The following is a 17,250-nucleotide window of genomic DNA, read 5'->3' as shown; positions in this document are numbered from 1 at the left end:
ACCCATTTTTGCCTGGATTGTCTGCCGTCGATCAAGCAGCGGTATACTTGCCGTCCCGTGATGAAACGGAAACAGCTGCTTGTCGGGAGAAACACATGATTGATGGAAACAATGAACTGCAGGCGGATCAGTCTGTGGATGCCCGCGGGCTTTCCTGTCCGCTGCCGCTGCTGCGCGCCAAGCTGGCGCTGAACGGCATGGCCTCTGGGCAGGTGCTCTATCTATGCGCCACCGACGCCGGCTCGCAGCGTGATATAGCGAGATTTTCTGAATTGGCGGGACATTCGTTGTTGCGTGCCGACGAGCAGGACGGGGAGTTTCACTATTGGTTGCGCAAGGCTGGTGCGAGAGAAGAGGGGTAATTTCGAGAAAGATTTGGTTCGGATTATTCATTCCTGCCAACTGCATCACACCTCTGTTTCCCCGAGTCGGCCCGCCTGTCCGGATTCTGATATAACGGCAACTTTGTTCGTCAGACGAAGGAACACAGGATGTTCGCCCCGGCCAATACCGCGTATTTCACGCTCGACATTCCCCGCATAGACCACGACTTCAAGGTGTTGTCCTTTCTAGGCACCGAAGCCATCAGCCAGCCTTATTGCTTCGAGCTGGACCTGGTCAGCGAACGCCCCGATCTGGATATCGAAAGCCTGCTGCACCAGCCGGTGTTTCTCAGCTATGCCGGTCCGGGCAAAGGGGTACACGGCCTCATCCACAGCATCGCCCAGGGTGAATCCGGCAAACGCCTGACCCGCTACCGCATCACCCTGGTTCCGCGTCTGGCCTATCTGCAGCACGCCACCAACCAGCGGATCTTCCAGCACCGCAGCGTGCCGCAGATCATCACCGAGGTACTCAAGGGCCACGGTATTTTCACCGACTCCTTTCGGTTCCAGCTGCGCGAAGAAGGCCCCGAACGAGTTTATTGCACCCAGTACGGCGAAACCGACCTGCACTTCATCCAGCGCCTGTGCGAAGAAGAGGGCATCCACTACCACTTCCAGCACAGCCCTGACGGGCATCAGCTGGTGTTTGGCGAAGACCAGACCCTCTTCCCCACACTGCCGGCAACCAAGTTCAATCAAGGCAGCGGCATGGTCGCCGACGAACCGGTCATCAAGCGCTTCAACCTGCGCCTGCAAACTCGCCCAAGCCACGTCACCCGCCGCGACTACAACTTCGAGAAGCCGCGGCTGCTGATGGAAAGCGCAGCGCAAAGCGAAGTCCTGCCTGCACTGGAAGACTACGCCTACCCCGGCCGCTTCATGCACCGCGACCGCGGCGCGCACCTCGCCACAAGAACCCTGGAAACCCACCGCAGCGACTACCGACTGGTCCACGGCGAAAGTGACCAGCCCTTGTTGATCAGCGGGCATTTTCTGGCTCTGGCTGAACACCCACGAGAAGGCTGGAACGACCTCTGGCTCCTGACCTCCGTCAAACACGAAGGCAAACAGCCCCAGGTCTTGGAAGAGTCGGTTACCAGCAATACCCAGTCCGAGGATGGCTTCACCCAAGGCTACCGCAACACCTTCACCGCCACCCCGTGGGATGTGAATTTCCGTCCTCAAACAGACCACAAGAAACAAACCATCGCCGGCAGCCAATCCGCCGTCGTCACCGGCCCCGAAACCGAAGAAATCCACTGCGACGAATACGGCCGCGTCAAAGTCCAGTTCCACTGGGACCGCCACGGCCAGGCCAACGACAAGACCAGTTGCTGGCTCAGAGTCGCCAGCAACTGGGCCGGAGACCGCTACGGTGGCATCACGATCCCGCGAGTCGGCATGGAAGTGCTGGTCAGCTTTCTCGAAGGCGACCCCGACCAACCACTGATCACCGGCTGCCTGTACCACAAGACCCATCAAGTCCCGTACAACCTGCCGGAACACAAAACCCGCAGCGTCTTCAAAACCCTCAGCACGCCCGGCGGCGACGGCTTCAACGAATTGCGCATCGACGACAAGGCCGGTGAAGAACAGATCTTCATCCACGCCCAGCGTGACTGGGACCAGAACATCCAGCATGACCAGCATATCCGCGTCGGCAACGAACGCCACGACCGCGCCGAAGCCAACAGCTACACCGAACTGCTGGCAGAAGAACACCACACCACCCACGCCGACCGCAAAACCGAGATCAAAGCCGACGACCACCTGACCGTTGCCAACAACCAGCACGTCAAGATCGGTACTGCCCACTTACTCGACGCCGGCCGCGAGATCCATCTCAAGGTTGGTCAGAAAATGGTTATCGAAGCCGGCATGGAAATGACGCTCAACGCTGGCGGCTCGTTCATCAAACTGGCTCCGAGCGGCATAACGCTGCGTGGGCCGACAATCAAGATCAACACGGGAGGAGCGGCAGGACAGGGGAGTGGCTTGGACATCCGCTTGCCGATTGTTCCGGTTGCGGCGGCGCTTGATCTGGTCGGCCGTCAGCTTGGCAGGGCTCAGGCTAATTCAGTGGCTGCGCAACAGGACCGGGAGCCGACCGAATACCGTTTCAATATGCAGTTGTTGGATGTGCCGGGCGAAGATGGTTTTCCGCTGGCGCATACCCCCTGGCAACTGATCCGCGGAGAGGGTGAGGTGCTTTTTGAAGGCGAGAGCGATGGGCAAGGCCGTGTGCTGCTGGATGACGGTCAGCAGCACACGCTGTCCGATCACTATCGAACATCCGGCCCTATCTGGCTGTGCTATCCAGGCCAGCGTGTGAAATTGAGCATGCATATCGAACAGGAGAGCTGGCATGCGGACAGCGTAGCCATGGCTGCCCTGGATTACAGCGACAGTGTTAACCCCGCTCAGTGCAACGCGCCCTTATTTGCCCAGCGAAGCAAAGAGGACAGTCAGTGCGCGGCGGACCTTTATACCCATCTGCAATCCAGGGGTTGATTGAGCATGACTGAAACCACTGCATACAACGGCGTCCGCGCCAAGCAAGTCAACCAGATCAATCAGCAGGATGGCGAGGCCCTTGCCGCCTATTCGGCGCCGGACTTTTTTATCAGCGACGACTCGGCATTTGCCGCCAAACGAACGGGTAACCAGGTGCAGTTCTTCACTACGGGTGAGGATTACTTCAAAGACCTGGCCGGCGCGATAGGCAAAGCCGAGCGCTGCATCTTCATCACTGGTTGGCAGGTGAACTACGACGTATTGCTGGATGGCGAGCGTACGCTCTGGCGATGCTTGCACCAGGCACTGACCAGCAAGCCGCAACTGCGAGTGTATGTCATGCCTTGGCTGAGCCCCGGCAGCAGCGTAGGCACCTATGATATCGAAACCATGTTGGCGATATTTCAGCTGAACGCGGGATTGGACGGAGGGCCGCGCGCATTCTGCACACCGGCGATTCAGCAAAGTGATATGAAAGGTCTTGGCGCAACCTTTTCGCATCATCAGAAAAGCGTGGTGATCGATAACACCCTGGGCTATGTCGGTGGTATCGATCTGGCTTATGGACGTCGAGATGACAACAACTTCAGTCTGACCAGCGCTGACAGACTGGGCAATGATGCCTACAACCCCGGTTTGCCCAAGCTCGGTTGGATGGAGTTGGATGGGCATGTCAGCCGCACCGGTCTAATCATGGCGGCGCTGTTCGATCTGTCCAAGCCCGCGCTTGGTGGGCCCGTGCCGATGCCCACCCGGGCTCAAATGGGCAATAGCATCAACCATGTTCTCGATTTCTTCCGCGGGCCGCCGTTGCCCATCGTGCAGTCCATCCAGCAAGGTGTGGAGAGGTTTGGCGGTACTTTGGAGCGGGGTCGGAGGGCCGTTGCTGAACTCAAATACAGGTTCCTGGAGCGGTCCATACGTGCCACGTCTGAACTGATACAGTTGGTAGTCGATGACTTGCCGGGCAGCCCTGAATTGAAGGAGCGACTGCAGCTATGGTTGGCGGAGCTGCAGCGCACCCCAGGTAACATGACCGTGGCGCTGCGGATCAAGAGCATTCATCTGATCAACCTGTGGATGTCGGAAACAGATATCGGGCAAGTATTCAGACTACTGTCTGGCGCTTCATTCGATACCTTGCCGGCTGATCTGGTCCCCAAGGTCAATGAACTGGGTAGCTCGGTGCTGTGGCATCTGTACGGTCTTCTGCAAGAGCAGACGAGCGACAATCAGGCGCCTTTTCCCTATCTGCTTGAGCACGCCCAGCCGTTATCATCCCCCGATAACAGTTGTCTGGCGGAAGACCAGCCACGGATGCCCTGGCAGGACGTGCATTGCAGCATCTGCGGACCATCGGTATATGATCTGTCGCGTAACTTCATTGACCGATGGAATGGTCAACAAGCGTATCTGGCCAATACGCCGGCACCACAAGATACCGCCATAGTCAGCAGGGCTCTTGAAACGGTCATGACCTGGCTCAACCTATTGATCCGCAAGGCACATCTGCATCACTTCCTGGATAACGATAACTTTATTCGTCTGGACCTGAAGCAACCCACTCCAGTCTGGATTGCAGACCCACAACGCCTGCCTACCTACCCTGAATCCGTTCTCGGTGGCGTCAGCGTGCAGGTACTGCGTAGCGCTGGGGAGAGGATGCTCAGTCAGGAGCAGGTTGGTCGCCGTCAGGCGTCGGTCAGTCTGCCAGTACTTCCTGGGTTTGAGAGCCGTGGCATACAGGCCAACTGCAAGATCGCCATGTTGCAGGCGATCTCCAGTGCGCAACAGTTCATTTATATCGAGAATCAGTTCTTTCAGACCGAGTTCGGTCGGGAAGGTGAGCTTTTTGAAGATGTTCCGCTTTCAGGTCCAATGGCGAGCCTTCGCGACCCTAAAACTCTTCGCCAGGATCTGGTGCTCCGGGTGGGCTTGCGTGAAGCCCTGAAGGCCAGGGATATCTGGCGTTTGAACTGGGTAGAGATAGACGCCATATCACGCAACGCCGATAAGGAAAGCAGCGACTTTCTCGACCAACTGTTCGGTATGTGGGGGCTCAATGCGCAAGGCTGGCTCAGCCACCGGTTGGGTGAAGTGCAGCAGGGTGTGATCAACGATATCGGCAAGGCGCTGGCAGAGCGTATTGGTCGCGCTATCGACGAACACAGGCCGTTTCATGTTTACATGATTCTGCCGGTTCACCCGGAAGGCCCGCTTAATGTGCCTAATATCATGCATCAGGTTCACCTGACCATGCAGAGCCTCGCGTTTGGGGAGCAAAGCCTGATCAAGCGGATCCAGCGCCGCATGGGCATTCGCGGGCTACTGGACCGAGGGATCAGTCGGGACGAGGCCGAGCGGATTATAGAGCGGCGCGGATCCGACAACCGTCCGGTCTATGAACTGCAGGACTGGAGCCGCTACCTGACCCTGCTGAACCTGCGCACATGGGATGAGCTGGACGGCCGTGTGGTAACCGAGCAGATCTATGTTCACAGCAAGCTGCTGATCGCCGATGACCGTGTGGCCATTCTCGGCAGCGCCAACATCAACGATCGCAGCCTGCTCGGCCCACGCGACTCCGAATTGGCGGTGATTGTGCGTGACAGTACGCCGGTCACGGTGAAGCTGGATGGCAAGAACCCCCAACAGGTCAGCAAGGCGGTGCATGAGCTGCGGGTGGATTTGTGGAGAAAGCATTTTGGGTTGAGTTTGAGCAAGGCTTCCAAAGTGCAGCCAGCCACTGCCTTGGCCGCTTGCCTAAGTCAGCCCGCGGCAATGAGTACCTGGCAGGCCATCAAAACGGTTGCGCGTCAAAATCAAGATATTTACGAGCGATCTTTCGACTTTATTCCACGCAATATCAGCCAGGTCCAGCGACGTAATATGCCGGATACGTCGAAATACCCCGATGGTTTTCCCGCATCTATATGGCCGACCTGGGGATATCAAGATCTGGAGGATCTCAGGGTGGGCGGAAATTTGATGGAAGCTATGCCTTATGAAGCAGCATTCTGGCGAGGCGATATTCATCTGCCGCCTCGAGCTTACGCTCGACCCCAGGGTGTACAAGGATTTATCTGTCAGTTACCGATTCAATGGACTCGCGGCGAGAACAACGACTCGGGTATCAACCTGACCATACTGACTCAACTGATCAGGCGACAGAGCAATCGTTTTACTGCCAGTGCGGCGGCACCAATACCGGGACAAAGGGATTCAACCACATGATCAGGCTCATTTTTGCAGTCATACTTTGCTTGCCCTCCGGTTTTACCGCTGCCGAGAGCCCGCGCCAGGAGTGTCTAGGTCGTTTGACCTTTGATGTGCCGGAAGAAATGGAGTGGGCCACCTATGATGCTGAGCGTACATTTAGAATCTCGTCGGGAGGAGGGCATAACTTCACATCCAAGGTTGCTGCCAAAGGTGATCTTGCCTCCTATGACTTCAACGGCGTGGTCATCCGCGTCAGCGATATCGTCGCTCGATCAGAATTCGAGGCCGCTGTCGGATATCAGAAAGGGACGGGCATGCGGTATCAAAAAACTCTGATGGAGAAAGCGGAAAGCTATAAACAAATTATCGTTTCATTGAGAGAGCAGGCTGCAGCTGGTGTGGATATCACCCAAGACTATATAGATGGCTTTGAGAAAGATCTTGAGCAGATTGAGAAAGATATTCCCCTGACCATCCCCAGAGAACACGACCTCGGCATCCCCGACGCTTATTTCCTTGGCGGTGATTTTCCGGGGTTCGGCTATGTGTATCGCAATCAACGGGTCTATTACTTCGCCATGCGCCAGGGAGCTGTCGATGGAACCGGTGTTGAAGCGTTCAAGGACCTGATGGCGCGTTTTCGGCCCCGTGACTTATATGAAGTACCTGAAGGTCCCGGTATCTGCTTTCCCTATGGCTTTATTGCCGATGACGGCAAGACAGCCTATTCGATCAAGAACAGCCTGCGCTTCACCAGCACACCCAATGTGATATTCACCCTGGTCACAGCTTCGGCCAATGACCCTCGGCAGACCCAACCCACCACCGGCACCTACGACACCGACTACCGCCCCGGTTACGACGGCACCAAATGGAAGCTGACGCGCTTTATCGAGCCCAGCTATATCGGTGATCGTCTGGCGGGGCTGGAGGGCTGGCGGTTGGACCCCAAGCCGGAGTCCGGCGAACAGGAGCGCGCCTGGTTTGCCCTGGCACATACCGGCGGGCTGCTCAATCCGCTGATCGCGGTGCAGATATTCACCTTCCAGAAAGGACTGGACAACCTCACCGAATTCACCCCACCCCCGGAAGACGTCCTGTCGCGCTGGAAGGCATTGAGCGAAAGCATTCGGGTGACACTGGATCGCTAAGGTTGGCGCCAGGATAGAGGAACTTAACCACATGACCAGGCCTATTTTTGCGATTCTACTTTGCCTGTCCCTCAACCTTGCAGCGGCAGACACGCTTCGGCAGGAATGTTTGGGCCGCATGACATTCGAGGTGCCGGAAGAACTAGAGTGGGCTACCTTTCATGCTGACTACATCCATCGAGTTTCGGACGGCGGGGGACATGGTTTTGGTTTGAAAGTCGGCGCCAAAGGTGACCTTGCCTCCTATGACTTCAACGGCTTGGTCATCCACGTAAGTGATATTGTCGAGCGCTCGGAATTTGAAGCCGCTGTTGGTTATCAGAAAGGTACCGGCATGCGCTATCAGAAGCAGCTGCAGGAGCGACTAGAAACCAACAAACGTCGTCTCGCAAAGCTTCCGGGCATGGGCTACGGTCCCGAGGAGCTTGTGGAACTTGAACAGACCATCAAGAATCTGGAAGCCCAAATACCGAACGCAATTCCGCGCGAGCATGACCTTGGTATCCCCGACGCTTACTTCCTCGGCGGTGACTTCCCGGGGTTCGGTTATGTATACCGCAATCAACGCGTTTACTACTTTGCCATGCGCCAGGGGGCTGTTGATGGGACCGGCGCCGAAGCGTTCAAGGACCTGATGGCACGCTTTCGCCCTCGTGACTTATATGAAGTACCTGAAGGTCCCGGTATCTGCTTTCCCTATGGCTTTATCGCCGACGACGGCAAGACAGCCTATTCAATCAAGAACAGTCTGCGTTTTACCAGCACACCTAATGTGATATTCACCCTGGTTACAGCTTCAGCCAATGACCCGTGGCAGACCCAACCCACCACCGGCACCTACGACACCGATTACCGACCCGGCTACGACGGCACCAAATGGAAGCTGACGCGCTTTATCGAACCCAGCTATATCGGTGATCGCCTGGCGGGGCTGGAGGGCTGGCGGTTGGATCCCAAGCCGGAGTCCGGCGAACAGGAGCGGGCCTGGTTTGCCTTGGCACATACTGGCGGGCTGCTCAATCCGCTGATCGCGGTGCAGATATTCACCTTCCAGAAAGGACTGGACAACCTCAACGACTTCACCCCGCCGCCGGAAGATGTCCTGCCCCGCTGGAAGGGGTTGAGCGAAACCATTCAGGTGACGCTGGACAAGTGATACGCATGTAAGCGTGGGTTTTCAGGCGGGATGTCGTTGAGAAGCTTGAGCAAGGCAGCCGTGGAGGCTGCCCGTGGTAAGGCATTTACGCCAGTTCACGCGCCGCTTCGAGTACTTCGGCAACGTGGCCGGGTACTTTCACCTTGCGCCATTCACGACGCAGTACCCCTTCGCGGTCAATCAGGAAGGTGCTGCGCTCGATACCTTCGTATTCCTTGCCATACAGCTTCTTCTGACGAATTACATCGAACAGGCGGCACAGGGTCTCATCGGCATCGCTGATCAGTTCGAACGGGAAATTCTGCTTGGCACGGAAGTTTTCATGAGTGCGCAAGCTGTCCCGGGAGACACCGAAGACCACGGTGTCGGCTGCCAGAAACTGCTCATGCATGTCACGGAAATCCTGCCCCTGAGTGGTGCAGCCAGGAGTGTGATCCTTGGGGTAAAAATAGATCACGACTTTATTGCCGGCCAGCTCCGAGAGAGTGACGGTCTTGCTGCTGGTGGCCTGCACTGTGAAGTCGGGCAGGGTGGAATCCGGTTTGATGCTCATTGACAGCCTCATTATCGAAATCAGTGAAGGGGACGCCAGGGTTCTATGACGGCGTCCAGGTTGAGCTCATCGCAGAAGTCGAGGAACTGTTCGCGTAGCCAGCTGAGTTGAGTCTTTACCGGGATGGCGATGGTCAGCGTCAGATTCAGCATGGCGGTGCCGGTGTGTTGGGCCATGTAGGTAAAGCTGAACATCTCCTCGATATCGATCTCCAGATGCTGGAAAAAGGAGCACAGTTCGGCGACCAGTTCGGGCCGTTGGCCAGCTGTAACGAAGACATTGTAGGGCAGCGCAGAAGGGCGCTCTTCCAATGCATTGCTGCGATACAGGGATAATGTCAGGTGTTCGCGCTTGGCCAGCGCCGGCAGCAACGTCTCCAGTCGAGCCAAGGCATCCCAATTGCCGCTCACTTGCAGCAACAGAGCAGTGCAGGTGCCGTGTCGGCTCATTCGGCTACTGACAATCAGGCAACGCTGCTCCATGCAGAGGCGCGTCAGCATGCTGGCCATTGCAGTGGTTTGTTGCCCCATGGCATTGATTACCAGAAATTGCTCCTGGGGGCTGGGCGCTGTGGACATAAGATTCCTCAAAGACTGGATTGCCGGGTCGGCAGTCCAAACGAGGCCTGCTGACAAGCTGCCTATTGTCCCCGTCTGTCGTCGGCGGTTCAACCATCAGTTTTACTGCTGTTTATAGGCTTAACGCAGCCGTCGTCCCTTGTGCTGGAACCATGGCGAAAGTACCATTGCTGATCAATCTATTTCTTGTGGAGCCCTTGCATGATTTCAGGCAGCCTTGTGGCGCTGGTAACCCCCATGGACTCGCGTGGCAGCCTGGACTGGCAAGCGCTTGAGCGTATCATCGACTTTCATCTGGAGCAGGGCACCGATGGTATCGTCGCGGTCGGCACATCAGGAGAGTCTGCCACGCTGGATATGGATGAGCACAAAGAGGTCATCCGCCGCGTGGTCGATCAGGTCGCCGGGCGGATTCCGGTCATCGCCGGGACGGGAGCCAACTCCACCAGTGAAGCGGTCGAGCTGACTGAAGCGGCACGCAGCGTGGGTGCAGACGCCTGTCTGCTGGTTACGCCGTACTACAACAAGCCCACTCAGGAAGGGCTTTATCAGCACTTCAAATTCATTGCCGAAGCAGTGGCCATTCCGCAAATTCTGTATAACGTGCCCGGGCGAACCGCCTGCGACATGCTGCCCGATACCGTGGTACGGCTGGCAGATATTCCCAATATCATCGGCATCAAGGAAGCCACCGGCGACCTGCAGCGTGCCCGCGAAGTGATTGAACGCGTTGGTGAGCGCATGGCTGTGTATTCGGGTGACGACCCTACCGCGGTGGAGCTGATTCTCCTGGGCGGCAAGGGCAATATCTCGGTTACTGCCAACGTCGCACCCAAGGCCATGCATGATCTGTGTATTGCCGCATTGCACGGCGATGCCGACACTGCCCGCCGTTTGAATGACCTGCTGATGCCTTTGCACAAACAGCTGTTCATCGAGTCCAATCCGATTCCGGTGAAGTGGGCGCTGCATGAAATGGGCCTGATCGAGGACGGTCTGCGTCTGCCGCTGACCAGTCTCAGTGCGGGCTGCCAGCCGGTAGTGCGCGAGGCCATGCAGCAGTGCGGCTTGCTGTGACTCTGAGAATCATACAATCAAGGAATTCCAAATGAAGCCTGTGCTCAATGCACTGACCCTGGTAGTGATCAGCGCTGGCCTGAGCGGCTGTGGTTATCTGTTCGGTGAAGAAGGTTATTTCCGTGACCGCGGTTCGGACTACCAGTCCGCTGTCATCGAGCCGCGCATGACGGTACCTGTCGAACTGAACAGCAAGCCCATAGGCGACCTGCTGCCGGTGCCAGGTCAGCTGGGCGTCACCAGCGAAGAGAAATTCCAGCTGCCGCGCCCGCAAGCGCTGAATGTCGGTGCGGATTTCAGCGAATTTTCCATGCAGCAGAACGGTGGTGACCGCTGGCTGCTGGCGCAGCGCGAACCGACAGGTCTGTGGCCACAGGTACGACAATTCCTGAGTGAGTACCAGGTCCCCGTCGCCAGTGAGTCCGCCACGCTGGGCGAGATGGAAACAGATTGGCTGGCCTTTGAGGAAGACGCTGACAATGCCTTGATGCGCCGTTTGTTGCCAGCCGTTGGGCCCAACCGCCGTACCGATGGTCAGGAACAGCGTTTCCGTATTCGTGTGGAGCCGGGCGTGCAGTCGGGCAGCAGCGAAATCAAAGTGCTGCACATGCAGCGCAGCCAGGGCAGCGACCGGGCTGAGTGGCCTGCTGCTTCGGATAACAGCAATCTTGAGCGCGCCGTACTGGCCGAGCTGGAAACCTACCTGAGCCAAGCCGGCGACCTGGATTCGGCTGCATTGTCGACCGTGGGTGATGCTCCGGCAGCGCGGCGCAGTACCTTGGATCAGGACGGTGCCGGCAATCCGGTGCTGAATATCCCCAGCGACTTCAATCGTGCCTGGGCAGCAGTCGGCCAGGCGTTGGCCAAGGCGGACATCCAGGTTGCCGATATCAACCGCAGCGCCGGTGTGTACTACGTCAACCCTGAGCAGAGCGCTGTCGAGGATGACAAACCCGGTTTCTTCGGTCGCCTGTTCGGTCGTGACAAGCAGCCTGAGCAAGACAGCGCACAGCGTACCCAGGTGCGTCTGACGTCGGTGGGTAATCGGGTCCAGGTCACCGTGGAAGACAACATCGACACCAGCACTGACTCCAGCCAAGCCAGGGAATTGCTCCGCCGGATTCATGATAATTTGAACTGAGATGCGCTACTGCTCGCTCGGGAGTGGCAGTCGAGGCAACGCCACTCTGATTGAACATGGTCGGACCCGGCTGTTGGTGGATTGCGGTTTCAGTTTGCGCGCCACCGAACAGCGGCTGGCTGCAGCAGGCCTGAGTCCACGACAGCTGACAGCGATACTGGTCACCCACGAACATTCGGACCACATCAAAGGTGTCGAGCGACTGGCCACGCGTTACAGTCTGCCGGTGTATATGACGGCAGGCACCTACCTTGGCATGGGTGACACAGGGTTGCCGGTTGAGCTGATCCGCTTTGGTCAGGATTTGGTGATCGGTGATATCCGGGTCACGCCGGTTCCGGTGCCCCATGATGCGCGCGAGCCTTGTCAGTTTATTTTTGACAGTGGTTGTCATCGTCTGGGCGTACTCACTGACACCGGTATGATTACCCCGCTGATCACGGAAATGTACAGCGGTCTGGATGCACTGTTTCTTGAAGCCAACTATGATCCGCTCATGCTGGCCAACGGCCCCTATCCGCCCTTTCTGCGGGCGAGGGTAGGAGGCAGCCTCGGGCATCTGAGCAATCAACAGGCAGCGGGACTGCTTGAATCGATCGACATGAGCGCACTGCAACACGTTGCCATCGCTCACATCAGTGAAAAGAACAACCGGCCAGAGCTTGCCCTTGGCGAGCTGTCCAGAGTATTGGATGGCTGGGAGGGCGAGTTGCGGTTGGCATTACAAAATCAGGGTCTGCCTTGGCAGAACATAGGGTCTGTTGATATTTCACGACCTGTGTTGCTGGAAAAAGAGACCCTATGAACCACCACCATCTTTTCGCGCGCATCAGGAGCCGATAATGGAAAAACGCACTGAACTCTATCGCGGCAAGGCCAAATCGGTTTACACCACCGACGACCCGGACCGTCTGATCCTCCTGTTCCGCAACGACACCTCGGCCTTTGACGGCAAGAGGATCGAACAGCTGGAACGCAAGGGCATGGTCAACAACCGCTTCAATGCCTTCATCATGCAGAAGCTGCAGGACGCTGGCATACCGACTCAGTTCGACACGCTGTTGTCCGATACCGAATGCCTGGTCAAGAAGCTCGATATGATTCCGGTTGAGTGTGTGGTGCGTAACTACGCCACCGGCAGTCTGGTCAAGCGCCTGGGGATCGAAGAAGGTCAGGAGCTGTCTCCGCCGACCTTCGAATTGTTCCTCAAGAACGACGCCAAGGGTGACCCTTTCATCAACGAATCCCACGTTGTGACCTTCGGCTGGGCGACAGCCGAGCAGCTGGTGCGTATGCGCGAACTGACCCTGCAGGTCAACGACGTCCTCAAGCAGGCCTTCGATGATGCCGGTCTGTTGTTGGCCGACTTCAAGCTGGAGTTCGGTGTGTTCAAGGGTGAGATCGTTCTCGGTGACGAATTCAGCCCCGACGGCTGCCGCCTGTGGGATAAGGAAACCGGCAAGAAGATGGATAAGGATCGCTTCCGTCAGGGCCTCGGTGGCGTCATCGAAGCCTACGAAGAAGTCGCTCAAAGACTGGGTGTTCCGCTGTCTTAACGCTTTATCGGCCGTAGTGAAGCTGCTATCATGCGCGCCGACTTGGAGAGTTGCCGGAGTGGTCGAACGGGACGGATTCGAAATCCGTTGAACAGGCAACTGTTCCCAGGGTTCGAATCCCTGACTCTCCGCCAAATGACGGGTCAATCAATGACTTCACAGGTTTTTGATTGCTATCCCACAAAAAGCCCCACAACCTGAAAATGGTGTGGGGCTTTTTGTTTATGCTGGTCGGATAGCGTCTCGGCGCGGAGGTGGGAATGAACGAACAATGGTTGGCAGCTTTACCCAAGGCAGAGCTGCATATGCATCTCGAGGGCTCACTCGAGCCAGAACTGCTCTTTGATCTTGCCGGGCGTAACGGTATCAGTCTGCCCTGGGCGGATGTAGATGCCCTGCGGGGGGCTTATACCTTTGGCAATCTCCAGGAATTCCTTGATCTCTACTATCAGGGCGCGAATGTCTTGCGCACGGAGCAGGATTTCTACGACCTTACCTGGGCCTACCTGCAGCGTTGCCATGCGCAGGGGGTGGTGCATGTCGAGCCGTTCTATGACCCTCAGACGCACACCGAACGGGGTATTCCATTCGAGGTGGCTCTCGAGGGGATTAGCACAGCGCTGCGTGATGGAAAGAGGCAGCTGGGTATCGGCGGCGGACTGATCCTGAGCTTTCTACGGCACTTGAGTGAGGATGATGCCTTCGAGACGTTCGCTCAGGCTTTGCCGTATCGGGATGCTTTCTTTGCCGTCGGGCTCGACAGTTCGGAGCTTGGGCATCCGCCCAGCAAGTTCGAACGGGTCTTTGCCAAGGCTCGTGCTGAAGGGTTCCTGGCAGTTGCTCATGCCGGTGAAGAGGGGCCGCCGGACTACATCTGGCAAGCGCTGGATCTGCTCAAGGTCAGTCGCATTGATCATGGCGTACGCGCTGCGGAAGATCCTAAGCTCATTGAGCGATTGATCGACGAACAGATCCCGCTGACCGTCTGTCCATTGTCCAACGTCAAGCTTCGTGTATTTGATGATATGCGAGACCACAACATCCTGAGCCTGTTGGAGCAGGGCGTGAACGTTACGGTGAATTCTGACGATCCGGCTTACTTTGGCGGCTATGTGAATGAGAACTTCATGGCTTTGCATGAGAGCCTGAGGATGACAGAAGATCAGGCCCGGCGTCTGGCGCAGAACAGTCTCGACGCCCGGTTGGCATAAAGCTGAACCCAAACGGCCTGGGTAGGTTCGAATAGTGAACAGCTGGCCTGCCTGGCGGACCGGCAAGGTTTATTAGGGACGGATATTATGCTGATATCGAAACTGCCTGGGTTTGTTGTGTTGATGCTGGCTCTGTTGTTCATGCCGGTCGCTGCGGTGTCGGCACAAACGGCTGACCAAACAGAGTTGGATCCGGCACAAGCGCGACAGGTGCTCGATACGCTGCAGGATGACGAGCGGCGGAATGAAGTGGTGCGGGCGTTGGAGGTTATAGCCAGCGAGGCGCTGGCCGATGATGAAGCGCCGGCTGTGGAGGAGTCGCCGTTAAGCGCCATAGTGCCGCTGGAGGAGGGTGGTCTGGTCGCCCGCACGATGGATCAGGTCGGCGATTGGACTGATGGGCTGCATGCGCAGCTGGTACGGATTGCCCGGGCGCTGGCTGATTTACCCTCCTGGTTCCACACCACCTTCCTCAATGAGGTGGGGCGCATGTTGGCGCTGCAGACGCTGATTGATCTGGCTATCGTCTTCGGCATCGGCCTGTGTCTGGAATGGCTGCTGCGCCGTTTGCTGCGCAGATCCGTGAGCAGTTTGATAAGCAGCGCCAACCAGGCCGAGTCCCGCGTGCCCGAGTCAGCGCCTATTCCTGGACCCGTTCCGGACACCAGCGACCCCGTTGCCCTTGCTGCACTGCGACCGCTCGACAGTCGTACTGCACTGGTCCAGACCCAGCGCGATGGGGTGGAATATGTGGAGGCGGTGTCGGTCGGCCCCCATGATTCTGCTGCGGACTCGCCGGTGGAGGTTGTTGAGCAGCCTGTTTCAGCGCCGGCTGCCGCAGCACCTATCGAGTCCGAAATGAGGGCGTTACGCAGGCTGCCCTTTGCCTTTGCCGGTTTTGTGCTCGACCTGTTGCCTTTGGGGCTGTTTTTCGGCATTGCGGCGTTGGTCCTGCAACTGTTGCCGGGGCTGGATGCGCGTACCCATCTGGTTACCCGCGAGTTCGTTTACGCCTATGTGATCACCCGTGTCGTCATGGCGGTGGTGCGTCTGTTGCTGTCACCGGCTGATGCTTGTGTGCGGATCATCCAGCTGGGCGATATTGCCGCCGAGCAGATACATGGATGGACGCGCCGGCTGGTGGTGCTCGCGACTTTTGGTGTGGCGATTGGCAATGCACTCGGCATCCTCGGCACCGGCCCCGAAGCCCAGCTGGTGACTGTCAAAACAACCTCACTGCTGGTCCATCTGACGCTGATCTTTCTGGTGTTCCGTTTTCGCCAGCCGGTGGCAGTGTGGATCGCCGGTTCACCCGAGCGTGACGGTGCGGTGTATGCGTTGCGGCGCTGGCTGGCCGGTGTCTGGTCGCTGCTGATGGCGGTGCTGATCATGGGTGGCTGGGTGGTCTGGGCACTGCGCATCGAAGATGGCTTCACCAAGCTGCTCGAATTTATTGGAATCTCCGCTGCCATCATCGTGTTGGGTCGGTTGGCTGCTGTCTTGGCGCTGGGTGCGTTGGGGCGTCTGGCCGGTGTCAGCGAGGATGTGCCGGATGAGCGCCGTCCGACCAGCTCCACTGATCTGCGCAGTCAGCTTGCCGAGCAGTATTACCCGCTGCTGCGCTGGCTGGTTTCGCTGGTGATTACGGTAGCCACTCTGGTTGCGCTGCTGCAGGCCTGGGGGCTGAATGCGTTGCAGTGGTTTGCCCCCGGCACCATTGGCAGCAGCCTGGCGTCCGCGTTCGTCACTATCGTCATTGCCGTGGCGATCGCCCTGGTGGTCTGGCAAGCTGCCAACGCCGCGGTTGAACAGCGCATTACTCGCTGGCGCGGGCAGGGTGATCTGTTACGTGCCGCGCGGCTCAATACACTGCTGCCGATGCTTCGCGCCGGCCTGTTTCTGGTGATCGTGTTGATTGTCGGACTGACTGCGCTGAACCAGATCGGCGTCAACACCACACCGCTGATCGCCGGTGCCAGCATCATCGGCGTGGCCGTCGGCTTCGGCTCGCAGAAGCTGGTACAGGATTTCATTACCGGGATTTTCCTGTTGATGGAAAATGCCATGCAGGTGGGCGATTCGGTGACGGTAGCGGGGGTGGCGGGAACGGTGGAAAACCTGTCGATCCGTACCGTGCGTCTGCGCGCCGGTGATGGTTCCCTGCATATCGTCCCGTTCAGCTCGGTGACCACGGTCAACAATGCTCATCGGGGCATTGGCAACGCGGCTGTGCGCATCAGTGTTTCTTATGACACCGATATCAACCAGGCCATCAGTGAACTCAAGGCGATTGGCGCAGCGCTCCGTGAAGACTCCGTCTTCTCGGCGCAGATCCTGGCGGATATGGAAATCTGGGGCGTAGATGCCGTGGATGGCTCCATGGTCACCCTGGCCGGCCAGATGCGCTGTACCGACAAGGGCCGCTGGGGCGTCCAGCGGGAGATCAACCGCCGGGTGCTGGAACGCTTCCGGCAGTTGGGCATCGCCATTGCTGACCCGCGTGAACGTCCTTTCATGCCACCTTCTTCGGCAGTTAACTCGTCCGACGAAGGCTGACACCCAGCGCACCAAAGCAGGCCCTGCAGGCGTTATATTGCGCTGACATGGTTCAAGCAGGGCCTCATTCTTCCAGTCTATTCAAGCCCCTCCCGTACGGTTTTCCCTCACTCTATAAACTCCCAGCCCTTGCGCCACGCGGTATGCGAGAC

General features: G+C 57.7%; 13 protein-coding genes and 1 tRNA gene. 12 read left to right on the top strand and 2 right to left on the bottom strand.

The genetic code is table 11. The features are described 5' to 3' along the window. Window positions 1-95 precede the first annotated feature (95 nt). From INT39_RS10335 to INT39_RS22520, 5 genes are all read left to right on the top strand, one after another. On the top strand, window positions 96-362 hold the full coding sequence (locus INT39_RS10335; RefSeq protein ID WP_193073845.1) for a sulfurtransferase TusA family protein: 267 nt from the start codon (window positions 96-98) through the stop codon (window positions 360-362). Window positions 363-491: 129 nt separating this feature from the next. Continuing rightward, window positions 492-2,897: a type VI secretion system tip protein VgrG gene (gene tssI / locus INT39_RS10330; RefSeq protein ID WP_193073844.1), complete on the top strand. Its 2,406-nt coding sequence runs from the start codon at window positions 492-494 to the stop codon at window positions 2,895-2,897. Window positions 2,898-2,903: 6 nt separating this feature from the next. Continuing rightward, on the top strand, window positions 2,904-6,134 hold the full coding sequence (locus INT39_RS10325) for a phospholipase D-like domain-containing protein (RefSeq protein ID WP_193073843.1): 3,231 nt from the start codon (window positions 2,904-2,906) through the stop codon (window positions 6,132-6,134). Then, on the top strand, window positions 6,131-7,270 hold the full coding sequence (locus INT39_RS10320) for a T6SS immunity protein Tli4 family protein (RefSeq protein WP_193073842.1): 1,140 nt from the start codon (window positions 6,131-6,133) through the stop codon (window positions 7,268-7,270). Before INT39_RS10325 ends, INT39_RS10320 begins: the two co-directional genes overlap by 4 nt. 31 nt (window positions 7,271-7,301) lie before the next feature. Next, window positions 7,302-8,426 (top strand): T6SS immunity protein Tli4 family protein, encoded by a 1,125-nt coding sequence (locus tag INT39_RS22520; protein ID WP_226944694.1) that lies wholly within the window; start codon window positions 7,302-7,304, stop codon window positions 8,424-8,426. An 85-nt stretch (window positions 8,427-8,511) separates the two neighbouring features. Here the strand turns inward: INT39_RS22520 and INT39_RS10310 are convergent, their stop codons facing one another. Together INT39_RS10310 and INT39_RS10305 are read right to left on the bottom strand one after the other, a co-directional pair. Beyond that, a complete protein-coding gene (locus INT39_RS10310) occupies window positions 8,512-8,979 on the bottom strand; it encodes a peroxiredoxin (protein ID WP_193073841.1) in 468 nt (155 codons plus the stop codon). A gap of 20 nt (window positions 8,980-8,999) precedes the next feature. Next, on the bottom strand, window positions 9,000-9,557 hold the full coding sequence (locus tag INT39_RS10305) for a glycine cleavage system protein R (protein ID WP_193073840.1): 558 nt from the start codon (window positions 9,555-9,557) through the stop codon (window positions 9,000-9,002). A 201-nt stretch (window positions 9,558-9,758) separates the two neighbouring features. Between INT39_RS10305 and dapA the strand changes: the two genes are divergently transcribed. From dapA to INT39_RS10270, 7 genes are all read left to right on the top strand, one after another. Beyond that, window positions 9,759-10,634, top strand: a complete 876-nt coding sequence (gene dapA / locus INT39_RS10300; RefSeq protein ID WP_193073839.1) for a 4-hydroxy-tetrahydrodipicolinate synthase — start codon at window positions 9,759-9,761, stop codon at window positions 10,632-10,634. A gap of 31 nt (window positions 10,635-10,665) precedes the next feature. Next, window positions 10,666-11,775, top strand: a complete 1,110-nt coding sequence (gene bamC / locus INT39_RS10295) for an outer membrane protein assembly factor BamC (RefSeq protein ID WP_193073838.1) — start codon at window positions 10,666-10,668, stop codon at window positions 11,773-11,775. A 1-nt stretch (window position 11,776) separates the two neighbouring features. Next, on the top strand, window positions 11,777-12,580 hold the full coding sequence (locus tag INT39_RS10290) for an MBL fold metallo-hydrolase (protein WP_193073837.1): 804 nt from the start codon (window positions 11,777-11,779) through the stop codon (window positions 12,578-12,580). Between the two features lie 37 nt (window positions 12,581-12,617). Continuing rightward, complete coding sequence (purC, locus tag INT39_RS10285; protein ID WP_193073836.1) at window positions 12,618-13,331, top strand: phosphoribosylaminoimidazolesuccinocarboxamide synthase; 714 nt, start codon at window positions 12,618-12,620, stop codon at window positions 13,329-13,331. A gap of 44 nt (window positions 13,332-13,375) precedes the next feature. Beyond that, window positions 13,376-13,465, top strand: a tRNA-Ser gene (locus tag INT39_RS10280). Between the two features lie 126 nt (window positions 13,466-13,591). Then, window positions 13,592-14,542, top strand: a complete 951-nt coding sequence (locus INT39_RS10275; RefSeq protein WP_193073835.1) for an adenosine deaminase — start codon at window positions 13,592-13,594, stop codon at window positions 14,540-14,542. A gap of 87 nt (window positions 14,543-14,629) precedes the next feature. Next, window positions 14,630-17,098, top strand: coding sequence for a mechanosensitive ion channel family protein (locus tag INT39_RS10270; protein ID WP_193073834.1), 2,469 nt, complete (start codon window positions 14,630-14,632; stop codon window positions 17,096-17,098). Window positions 17,099-17,250: the final 152 nt, after the last annotated feature.

The sequence above is a fragment of the Pseudomonas sp. FME51 genome, from assembly GCF_014897305.1.
Note: the sequence above shows the minus strand (reverse complement) of the source record. Positions and strands in the feature narration are given on the sequence as shown.